The sequence below is a fragment of the Streptomyces sp. WM6378 genome, from assembly GCF_001279695.1.
In the GTDB taxonomy this organism is placed as follows: Bacteria; Actinomycetota; Actinomycetes; order Streptomycetales; family Streptomycetaceae; genus Streptomyces.
In genome coordinates this window covers 36,692-46,840 of sequence record NZ_LGDD01000323.1, presented here as the reverse complement: position 1 = coordinate 46,840, position 10,149 = coordinate 36,692, and the positions used below count along the sequence as shown (strand labels likewise).

9 protein-coding genes are annotated in these 10,149 nt (G+C 70.1%); all 9 read left to right on the top strand.

Translation table 11 applies throughout. From position 1 onward, the window contains the following. Positions 1–788: HAD-IC family P-type ATPase (locus tag ADK54_RS34180; RefSeq protein ID WP_159047981.1), on the top strand; the 788-nt coding region annotated here is incomplete at its 5' end. A 1,036-nt stretch (positions 789–1,824) separates the two neighbouring features. After that, complete coding sequence (locus ADK54_RS34175; protein WP_053729675.1) at positions 1,825–2,817, top strand: metal ABC transporter solute-binding protein, Zn/Mn family; 993 nt, start codon at positions 1,825–1,827, stop codon at positions 2,815–2,817. 32 nt (positions 2,818–2,849) lie between these two features. Then, complete coding sequence (locus ADK54_RS34170; protein WP_053729681.1) at positions 2,850–3,713, top strand: metal ABC transporter ATP-binding protein; 864 nt, start codon at positions 2,850–2,852, stop codon at positions 3,711–3,713. Then, a complete protein-coding gene (locus ADK54_RS34165) occupies positions 3,710–4,606 on the top strand; it encodes a metal ABC transporter permease (RefSeq protein WP_053729674.1) in 897 nt (298 codons plus the stop codon). The genes ADK54_RS34170 and ADK54_RS34165 overlap by 4 nt, the downstream gene beginning before the upstream one ends. After that, entirely contained in the window at positions 4,603–5,448 is an 846-nt protein-coding gene (locus ADK54_RS34160) for a metal ABC transporter permease (RefSeq protein WP_053729673.1), read from the top strand. Before ADK54_RS34165 ends, ADK54_RS34160 begins: the two co-directional genes overlap by 4 nt. After that, a complete protein-coding gene (locus tag ADK54_RS34155; RefSeq protein WP_234392323.1) occupies positions 5,445–5,864 on the top strand; it encodes a Fur family transcriptional regulator in 420 nt (139 codons plus the stop codon). Before ADK54_RS34160 ends, ADK54_RS34155 begins: the two co-directional genes overlap by 4 nt. 203 nt (positions 5,865–6,067) lie before the next feature. Further along, entirely contained in the window at positions 6,068–7,546 is a 1,479-nt protein-coding gene (locus tag ADK54_RS34150) for a Y4yA family PLP-dependent enzyme (protein WP_053729672.1), read from the top strand. Further along, positions 7,536–8,879 (top strand): pyridoxal-phosphate dependent enzyme, encoded by a 1,344-nt coding sequence (locus ADK54_RS34145; protein WP_053729671.1) that lies wholly within the window; start codon positions 7,536–7,538, stop codon positions 8,877–8,879. The genes ADK54_RS34150 and ADK54_RS34145 overlap by 11 nt, the downstream gene beginning before the upstream one ends. A 7-nt stretch (positions 8,880–8,886) precedes the next feature. Then, on the top strand, positions 8,887–10,098 hold the full coding sequence (locus ADK54_RS34140; RefSeq protein ID WP_053729670.1) for an aminotransferase class V-fold PLP-dependent enzyme: 1,212 nt from the start codon (positions 8,887–8,889) through the stop codon (positions 10,096–10,098). The last annotated feature ends 51 nt before the right edge of the window (positions 10,099–10,149 follow it).

The window sequence follows — 10,149 nt, the reverse complement described above, 5'->3', positions numbered from 1 at the left end:
TCGCCGACCTGCGCGACTTCACCTCCACTCCCGGCGTCGGGGTCACCGCCCTCGTCGGTGGTCACTTGGTGGCGGTCGGCGCACCCGCCCGCCTCCTCGGCGGCACCGGCGCCGCCTGCGCCGCCGAGGTCGCGGCTGGCCTGGAGGACGGTGGCCGCACGGCCGTCCTGGTCCTGCGCGACGGCGTCCCGGTCGGGGTGCTGGGCATCGCCGACCGGCTGCGTCCCGATGCCACCGCGACCGTCGCCGCCCTGACCGCGCTGACCGGCAGCACGCCGATACTGGTGACGGGCGACAACCCGCGCGCCGCCGCCCGCCTGGCCGCCGAGGCCGGCATCACCGGCGACGAGGTCCATGCCGGTCTCCTGCCCGAGGACAAGGTCGAAGCCGTACGCCGTCTGGAGGCCCGAGGCCGCAAGGTGCTGGTCATCGGTGACGGCGTCAACGACGCCCCGGCACTGGCCGCCGCCCACATCGGCATCGCCATGGGCCGCGCCGGCTCCGACCTCGCCCTGGAGACCGCCGACGCCGTCATCGTCCGCGACGAACTGGCCACCGTCCCCAGGGTCGTTGCCCTGGCCCGTGCGGCCCGGCGCCTGGTGGTCCAGAACCTGGTCATCGCCGGTGCGTTCATCACCGGCCTGGTCATCTGGGACCTCGTCGCCACTTTGCCGCTGCCGCTCGGTGTCCTTGGTCATGAGGGCTCCACTGTCATCGTCGGCCTCAACGGCCTGCGCCTGCTGCACGATGCGGCCTGGAGGCGCGCCGACACCGACGGCGCCCAGTGAGCAAGCGCACCCGACGGGCTGCTTCCACCGCGCAGGCAGGCACAGCCCGGCCCACCGTCGCCGTCTGCCGGAGCTGCTGCTGCGGCACCCCGGCCAAGGTCCCTCACCTGGGACACGAAGCCCAACTCGCCGATCCGTACACCACTTTGGGCGTCTCGCCATGTCCGCCGCCCCGATTGCCCGGACGCCTGTGAGCGCGCCAACGTCATCGTCATCCAGCCCTCCGCCGAAGGCCGCAAGAGAGGCGGCCGCACCGGCTGGCTCGGCCGGATGAACAACCCCGACGCCGCCGGCATCACCACCTGGCCCTCAACCGGCGCACCAGCCCAGCCGGTCGCAGGACTGCCGAACATGCGCCAGGGTCACCACCACATGGATCTTGCGCGTGCGTGGCTGCTGGGACGGCAACCGGGACAAGGCCCTTGGGGAGCTGGAACAGGCGGAGCGGCATGACCATCGGGCCCGGCAAGCCGCCATACCGCTGCGTGCACTCCGAGGACGGCAGCGTCGAAGAAATCCCTCTAATCCTCGGCCGATCACGGGACCGGCCACCGCCCCCGCACCCGATACCGCTCTCGGTTCCGGACCACGCCCCCTCCTGGGTCGGAGACCCTGGTCCACCGCGCGGGCTCGCAGGCGCGCATGGCGGACAGTGAGCTCATCGCCGACCGGGCTGACGGTTGCCCGCGGCATGGGATGGACAGCCCGCGCGGGTGCGGCGGTGCAGCGGACTCGGTCGCCTACGCAACGAGAGACGGATCCGCTTCTCGGTGCCGTGCGGCGATTCGCGCGCGTGTGGGCACGGCGCGACGGGGCGATCCACTCGCTGAGGCCGAGTGCGCCAAGGGCCGGCCCGGCGATACGAGGGCGCGGGCAGAACCGCAGGGCAAACCGCAGTCAAGAAACGGTAATGGTTTTCATTAAGTGCGGCTGATTCGTGGTGGTGACAATCGTTTCCATCTAGCGTGGAGATGTCCCGCTCCGCCGGCCCCTGCCCGTCTGCAGGGTCCGGCCGCCCGTCGAGGAGATCCCTGCCATGCGTACCGACATATCCGGCCATGCCCGCGCTCATGCCCGAACCGCTGCCGGAAGCCTGGTGGTTGTCGCGGCACTCGCCGCCCTCAGTGCCTGCTCCACCTCCTCCGGATCGGGCTCGGACAAGGCCACGGCGTCCGGCGGAGCGGAGAGCGGCGAGGGCGGGTCGGGCAAGGTGCTCCACGTGGTGGCGGCGGAGAACTTCTGGGGCAGCGTCGCCCAGCAGCTCGGCGGCAGCCATACGGACGTGAAGAGCATCATCAGCAATCCCAACGCCGATCCGCACGACTACGAGCCGACCGCCGCCGACGGCCGTACTGTCGCCTCCGCCCAGTACACGATCGTCAACGGCATCGGCTACGACGCCTGGGCCGACAAGCTCCTGTCCGCGAACCCCGGCAGCGGCCGTACCGATCTGAAGGTCGGCGACCTGGTCGGGCTCAAGCCCGGTGGAAATCCGCACCGCTGGTACTCGCCGGACGACGTCCACAAGGTGATCGAGAGGATCACCGGCGACTACAAGAAGCTGGACCCGGCCGACGCCGCCTACTTCGACGCGCAGAAGAAGACCTATGAGACGCAGACCCTCGCCCCGTACAACAAGCTCGTCGGCGACATCAAGGCCAAGTACGCGGGCACGCCCGTCGGCGCTTCGGAGTCCATCGTCACGCCGCTCGCGGACGGGCTCGGCCTGAAGATGCTCACCCCGGAGTCCTTCCTCGACGCGATCAGCGAGGGAACCGACCCGACGGCCAAGGACAAGTCGGCGATCGACGCGCAGATCCAGAACAAGCAGATCAAGGTCTACGTCTACAACAGCCAGAACTCCACGCCGGATGTCGCGGCCCAGGTCAAGGCGGCCAAGGCGGCGGGCATCCCGGTCGCCACGGTGACCGAGACGCTCACCCTGGCCGGGACCTCCTTCCAGGACTGGCAGGTGCGCCAGCTGACGGACATCGAGAAGGCGCTGGCGCAGGCCACGGGGAAGCAGTGACTGCGGTGGATCCCGCCGGGCGGGTGAGTGACGTGGTGAGGCAGCGGGTTCCGGCGCAGGTCCGGTCCGGCGATGCGGTCCCGGCGGTCGTGTCGCTGCGCGGGGCCGGGGTGAGTGTCGGTGGGCGGACGCTGTGGTCCGGAGTCGATCTCGACGTCGGAGCCGGGGAGTTCACCGCGGTGCTCGGCCCGAATGGCGTGGGTAAGTCGACGCTGGTGAAGGTGCTGCTCGGCCTCCTGCCGGCTGCCACCGGTGAGGTGCGGGTACTGGGCGAGGCTCCGGGCCGAGCCAGTCACCGCGTCGGCTATCTTCCGCAGCGCCGGAGCTTCGATGCCAGCCTGCGCATCCGCGGCGTCGACATCGTGCGGCTCGGTCTCGACGGCGACCGGTGGGGCGTGCCCCTGCTGGCCCGGTTGTCCGCAAGGCGCCGTGCTGAGCGCGAACGCGTCGCCGAGGTCGTCGACCTGGTCGGTGCGACCGGATACGCGCATCGCCCCATAGGCGAATGCTCGGGCGGCGAGCAGCAGCGGTTGCTGATCGCTCAAGCCCTCGTCCGCAGGCCCCAGTTGCTGCTCCTGGACGAGCCGCTCGACAGCCTCGACCTGTCCCACCAGGGAGCGGTGGCGGCTCTGATCGGGCGGATCTGCCGTGAGGAGCGGGTGAGCGTGGTGATGGTCGCCCACGATGTGAACCCGATACTGCCGTGGCTGGATCGGGTCGTGTACATCGCGGAGGGCGGCGCGGTCACGGGCCGCCCCCAGGACGTGATCACGACGGAGACCCTGACGCGGCTGTACGGGGTGCCCGTCGAGGTACTGCGGACCAGTGACGGGCGCCTGGTGGTCGTCGGTCAGCCGGAGGCGCCGGCCGTTCACACCGATCGGCACGCACCATGAACTGGGCTGATGCGAACGCCGGTTGGTCGTGGAACCCGCTTACCGACCTCCAGCAGATCTGGGCGTTCCCCTTCATGGTCAACGCCTTCCGGGCCGGAACCGTCGTCGCCGTCCTTGCCGCTGTCATCGGCTGGTACATGGTGCTGCGGCGGCAGAGCTTCGCCGGGCACACCCTGGCCGTGGTCAGCTTCCCCGGCGCGGCCTGCGCCACCCTGCTCGGCATCGGCGCCGGATTCGGCTACTTCGCCTTCTGCATCGGCGGCGCCCTCGCGATAGCCGCCATCCCACGGGCCGGACAAGGCGGGCGCGGCCAGGAATCCGCGCTCACCGGCACCGTGCAGGCGTTCCTGCTGGCCTGCGGCTTCCTCTTCGTCTCCCTCTACAAGGGGTTCCTCGGCGGCGTGAACTCCCTGCTGTTCGGAAGCTTCCTGGGGATCACGACCACCCAGGTGACCGTCCTGGCCGTGGTGGGCGCACTCGCCCTCGGCGTGCTGGCATTCATCGGGCGGCCTCTGCTGTTCGCCTCCGTCGACCCGGACGTGGCGGCCGCGCGCGGGGTACCCGTGCGGGCTTTGGCCGTGGCCTTCCTGGTGCTCCTTGGGGCTGCGACCGCCGAGGCCAGCCAGATCACCGGCACCCTGCTGGTGTTCGCCCTGCTCGTCATGCCCGCAGCAACCGCACAGCAGCTCACCGCCCGGCCCGCCGCGAGCCTGCTCGCCTCGGTGGCGATCGCCGTCGCGGTGACCTGGAGCGGTCTCATCACCGCGTACTACTCCCCGTATCCGATCGGGTTCTACGTGACGACCTTCGCCTTCGCCGTCTACCTTGCCGCCCGCCTGGGCCGCCTGCTCGCCGCTGGACGCGGCCGACCGCTGCCAGGAGGTGCGGCATGAGCGCCTTCTCCCACCCCTACTTCCTCCACGCGCTGCTCGCGGGTACGGCGATCGCGCTGGCGGCCGGGCTCGTCGGCTACTTCCTGGTGCTGCGCGCCCAGGTGTTCACTGGCGACGCGCTCAGCCACGTCGCCTTCACCGGGGCGCTCGCGGCGCTCGCGTTCGGCTACGACCTACGGCTCGGCCTGTTCGCGGCCACCGTGCTCCTCGCGGTGTTGATCGGGGCGCTCGGCAAGCGCGGCCGGGCGGACGACGTGGCCATCGGCAACGTCTTCTCGTGGATCCTCGGGCTCGGCGCCTTCTTCCTCACCCTGTATACGACGTCGCGCGGCGCCGCCAACGGGACGGCGGGCGTCACCGTCCTGTTCGGCTCGATCTTCGGCCTGTCGGCCCAGCAAACCTGGCTGGCGACGGCCGTCGCGGCTGGAATCTGCCTGGCGATGCTGGCTGTGGCCCGGCCCCTGCTGTTCGCCTCGGTCGACGAGGCGGTGGCCGCTGCCCGCCACGTTCCCGTACGCACCCTGGGCATCGTCTTCCTCGCCCTGACCGGCGCCACCGCCGCCGAAGCAACGCAAGCCGTCGGCTCGCTGCTGTTGCTCGGTCTGCTCGCCGCACCGGCGGGCACCGCCCAGCGCCTCACCGACCGGCCCTATCGTGCGCTCACCCTGTCGGCGGGCCTCGCGGTGGCCGACATGTGGGCCGGGCTCGCCCTCAGCTACGCCGTTCCCCAGATCCCGCCCAGCTTCACCATCATGGCCGTGGCCACCGCCGTCTACGCGGTCGCGCTCGCCGTGGTACGTCCCCGCACCCGGCTCCGTACGAGGCAGGTAGCAGCGGCATGATGACTACTCCGCCCGACGATGCTGACCTGCTCGGCCGCAGAACCGCCCAACGAGTAACCGTGCTCAAAGCATTGACCGAAGCACACGGATTCGTCAGCGCCCGGACGCTGCACGCCTCCCTCAGGGCATCGGGTTCGCACATCGGCCTGAGCACCGTCTACCGCACCCTGGGCGCCCTCGCGGCCGCCGACCGCGCCGATGTCGTACGCACGCGAGTGGGCGAGCGGCTCTTCCGGCACCGGCCTGCCGCCGAACACCGGCACTATCTGCTGTGCCGAACCTGCGGCCTGGGCATGCCCATCGACGCCGAGGACGTCGAGTTCTGGGCCGAACGCATCACCGCCGCCTCGGGGTTCTCCGAGGTCGAGCACACCGTGGAACTCACCGGCGTCTGCCCGGACTGCCGCGCCGGATAGCCGCCGACGCCCCTGTCCTTGCCATCCGGCCCCGCCCCTACGCGGGGGCGCACGTTCCCTGCCTACGGAGCGACGGGCAGGGGCGTAAAGCACCTCCGGGATGGAAATGGATAGACCGAACGGCCGTTTGGGCGGACTACGGTGATCAAGTCCCGGTGATGGCAGGGGCGTTCTGCCCTGGATGAGGGGAGGAGCCTCGGAGGATGGACCTCCCCTTATACCTGGAGCCACGGCTGGAGCCCAGGCTGGCGTCGCTGCTAGGGGCTACCGGCTTCCTCCGTACGCTGGCGAGCGGGCTCGGATCGCCGCTCAACGTGGTGCTGCCGGACCAGATCGTTGAGAATCTCGCGCGCTTCCGCGCCGTGTACCGCAAACACCGTCTGAGCGGTGAGGTCTTCTTCGCGCACAAGGCGAACCGGTCGAGCGCCTTGGTGCGGCGCCTGGCGGCCTCGCGTGACGGAACCGGGATTGACGTGGCGTCGCTGGGCGAGGTTCAGCATGCTCTTGGGGCAGGCTTCGCCCCTGCCCAGATCATGGCGACGGGGCCGAAGAACCCGGAGTTCCTGTGGCTGGCGGCGCGCAGCGGGGCGGCCGTGAACGTCGACGGGCGCGGCGAGTTGGACGACCTGGCCGCCGTGGTGCGCCGGTACGGCCTGCCCCGCGTCCGGGTTCTGCTGCGGCTCTCGTCGTTCTCCTCGCCCGGGGTGAGGCAGCTGACGAGGCAGAGCCGATTCGGCACACCGGTAAGCGAGCTGGATGCACTGCTGAAGGCGGTCGAGCGGCACCAGGACGTCGTGGACTTCACGGGGGTCGGCTACCACCTCGACACGACGAGCATCGCCGAGAAGGCCGTGGCACTCGAAGGCTGTGTCCTGGTGATGAACGAGTGTCGCAGCCGGGGACTCGAACCGCGGGTCATCGACGCGGGCGGGGGCTTCGGGGTCAACTACCTTGCGGACGGCGGGCAGTGGGACCGGTACACGACGGAGCTCACGCAGGCGGTGATGGGCAACCGCGAGGCCCTGACCTGGGGGCGGCACGGGTACGGGCTGAGGTGCGAAGCAGGGACGCTGCGGGGCGGCCTCGGGCTGTATCCGGCACACCGGCCCGTGGCCGGGGAGCGGTATCTCGACGCGCTTCTTTCCCACCCGGCTCCGTCGCTGGGCCGCACGCTGGCGGCCTCGCTCCTGGAGAGCCTCTACGACCTCTACACGGAGCCCGGCCGGGCGCTCGTTGACCAGTGCGGGCTCACGTTGGCGCGGGTCCTGGAGGTGCGCCGCACGGAAGCCGGGGACCGCATGGTGCGGCTGGAGGCGAACGCCGATGACATCGGCCTGGAGGAGCACGGAGTCCTGATGGACCCGGTCGTCGTTCCGCGCGCCGGAACGCGCGACCCAGCGGCGGACGGCGAGCCGGTCGGGGTGTATCTCGCCGGCAACCTGTGCCTGGAAAGCGACTTGATCACGCGGCGGATGGTGTTCCTGCCGTGTCTGCCACAGCCGGGTGACCTGTTGGGCTTCCCGAACACCGCGGGCTACTGCATGGACTTCAGCGCCGACCAGGCGCAGCACCAGCCCGTCGCGCGCAAGGTCGCCGCCTGGCAGGAGGAGGGCGCCTGGCGCTGGTGCCTGGACGAGCAGTACTGGCCGGTCATACAAGGGGAGGGCATCCATGAGGCTTGACAGCATCACCGACGCGATCGGCAACACTCCGCTCCTGCGCATCGATCCGGCCGTGCACGGCCTGCGCCGCATCGACCTGTACGCGAAGCTGGAGCTGTTGAACCCGTTCGGTTCGGTCAAGGACAGGGCCGCGTGGAACATGGTGCGGCCGGGGCTGAGCGAGGCGGCGGAGCACGGCCGTACGGTGGTGGAGCTGTCCAGCGGGAACACGGCCAAGGCCCTGGCCGTGCTGGCGGGCATGCACGGAGTGCCGTTCAAGACCGTCACCAACCGGATGCGGATCCCGGAGACCAAGGACCTGTTGCTGTTGCTGGGTGCGGAGGTCGAGGAGCTGCCCGGGCAGACCGAGTGCCTCGATCCGACCAACACCGAGGATCCGCTGACGCTGTTCCACCAGACGCTGACCGGGCCCGGCAGCTCGTACCTCTACACGGATCAGTACTTCAACGCGCTCAACTTCCAGGCGCATCTGGCAGGCACCGGGCCCGAGATCATCAAGGATCTGGACGGCCGTGCCCCGGACTATTTCATCGCCTGCGTGGGCACCGCCGGCTCGTCCACGGGCGTCGCCACGGTGTTGCGGGAGCACACCCCGGACGTGACGGTGGTGGGGCTCGTGGCACACAAGTCGGACTTCGTACCGGGGATCCGCACCCTTGACGAGGTGCAGGAGGTCGGTCTGTTCGATCCGGCTGTGTACGACACGATCGCCTCCGTCACCTCCGGCCAGGCCATCGACGGCATGCTGACGCTGGTCCGCAGGTGCGGTGTGCTGGCAGGCCCGACGGGCGGAGCCGCCTATTTCGGGGCTGTCCGCCATCTGCGCGGAGTGGATGCCGAACTGGCACAGCGGGATCAGGGCGGTGAACAGGAGCGCAGGAGCGCGGTGTTCATCGTGTGCGACCGGATCGAGGGCTACCTCGGCTATGTGCGCGAGCGGCGCCCCGAACTGCTGGGCCGCCCGCCGCAGAAGAACTCCCTCGCCGACCTCTCCGACGCCGAACTGGCCTCCGCCACCGACATCGGCGTCGAGGACGCTCTGGCGTGGATCGGCCGCGACCGCCCGCTCGTCGTCGACCTGCGCAGCCCCTTCGCCTACGCCGCACTGCACATCGAGGGCTCGCTCAACATCGTCGACGAGCTGTTCGGCGAACTCGTACGGGGCGGCCTTCCGTTCAGCAAGAGCCGGCCCGTACTGCTGGCCTGCCCGGTGGGCGAGCAGTCCGCCAGGTATGCCGCGCTGCTCTCCCGCATGGGCCATCCCGACGTGCGCAGCCTGCGGGGCGGCATCATCGCCTGGCGCGACGCGGGCGCACCGCTGGTGAGGGAATGAAGCCGCCGTGCCCACCGCACCCGCCGACGGCCTTGCCGCCCTGGAGGAACTGAGTAGCTGGCAGACCGCGCTGCGCGCCCAGTTCCCGATCGTCACGGCGCATCCGGACCTGGCGTACCTGGACAGCGCCGCGACGGCGCAGAAGCCGCAAGCCGTACTGGACGCTGTCCACACCTACCTCACCACCACCAACGCCAATGCCGGGCGAGGCACCTACACCTGGGCCAACCAGACGACCGCGCTGGTGCGGGAGACCGGGCAGCGGATCAAGGAGTTCCTCCACGACCCGGACCCCGGACAGTCCGGCGTGCACTTCGTGAGCGGGACCACCGACGGCCTGCGGACCATCGCACGCGACTGGCTCACAGCGTTCCTCGGCGACGGGGACGAGGTCATCGTTCCGTTCGCCGACCACCAGGCCAACATCCTGCCCTGGTTGGAGACGCGTGACCTGCTGGCCCGGCAAGGAATCCGCGTCCTGGTACGCCCGATGCCCTACCAGTCACCCTCCGGAGACTACGACTTGGCGGCACTGGACCAGCTGCTGAACAGGCGGACCCGTTTCGTCGCGGTCTCCCACGTCCACCACGTCTACGGCGGCGACATGAACATCCACCGGATCCGCCGCCTCGTCGGCCCCCGCGTGGCGATCTGCCTGGACGCCGCCCAGAGCGTCGGCCACCTGCCGGTCTCCATGACCGAACTCGATGTGGACTTCGCCGTTTTCTCCGGTCACAAGGCCCTGGCCCTGCCCGGCTCCGGCGCCATCTGGGCCCGTAACATCCGTGGACCGCGTTTTACGCCCGGCGGGTGGAGCGGCAGCCCCAACACCACCGGCATCGTCAGCCTGCGCGCCGCACTCGACTGGCTGGACACCGCGGGCACGGACCGGATCGAACGCTGGACCCGAGCGCTGGCCTCCCGGCTCACCGACGGGCTGCGCCGGTTGTCCATGTACGAGATCCTCGGCTGTCAGACCAGCCTGGCGGCGGACACCGAGGTGCAGCGGCGCCAGGGCATCGTGACCTTCCGACACCGCGGCATCGACTCCGGTGACCTCGGCTTCATCCTCTTCAGCCACGGATTCATGGTCCGCTCCGACAGCCACTGCCAGGGCAGCGCCGGAGAGAAGCAGGAGTCGGTGCGGGTGAGCCTGCACGTCTACAACACCACGGAGGAGATCGACCGACTCCTCGCCGTCCTGGCCACGTTGGAGTGAACAACGCGAATGGAAACCGTTTCCACCTGTAGGGTCGGGGGAGATCCTGCA

Bases quoted from the DNA above. Each gene is read 5' to 3' on its own strand.
- ADK54_RS34175 (WP_053729675.1), top strand. From the start codon at position 1,825: ATGCGTACCGACATATCCGGCCATGCCCGCGCTCATGCCCGAACCGCT.
- ADK54_RS34165 (WP_053729674.1), top strand. From the start codon at position 3,710: ATGAACTGGGCTGATGCGAACGCCGGTTGGTCGTGGAACCCGCTTACC.
- ADK54_RS34160 (WP_053729673.1), top strand. From the start codon at position 4,603: ATGAGCGCCTTCTCCCACCCCTACTTCCTCCACGCGCTGCTCGCGGGT.
- ADK54_RS34155 (WP_234392323.1), top strand. From the start codon at position 5,445: ATGATGACTACTCCGCCCGACGATGCTGACCTGCTCGGCCGCAGAACC.
- ADK54_RS34150 (WP_053729672.1), top strand. From the start codon at position 6,068: ATGGACCTCCCCTTATACCTGGAGCCACGGCTGGAGCCCAGGCTGGCG.
- ADK54_RS34145 (WP_053729671.1), top strand. From the start codon at position 7,536: ATGAGGCTTGACAGCATCACCGACGCGATCGGCAACACTCCGCTCCTG.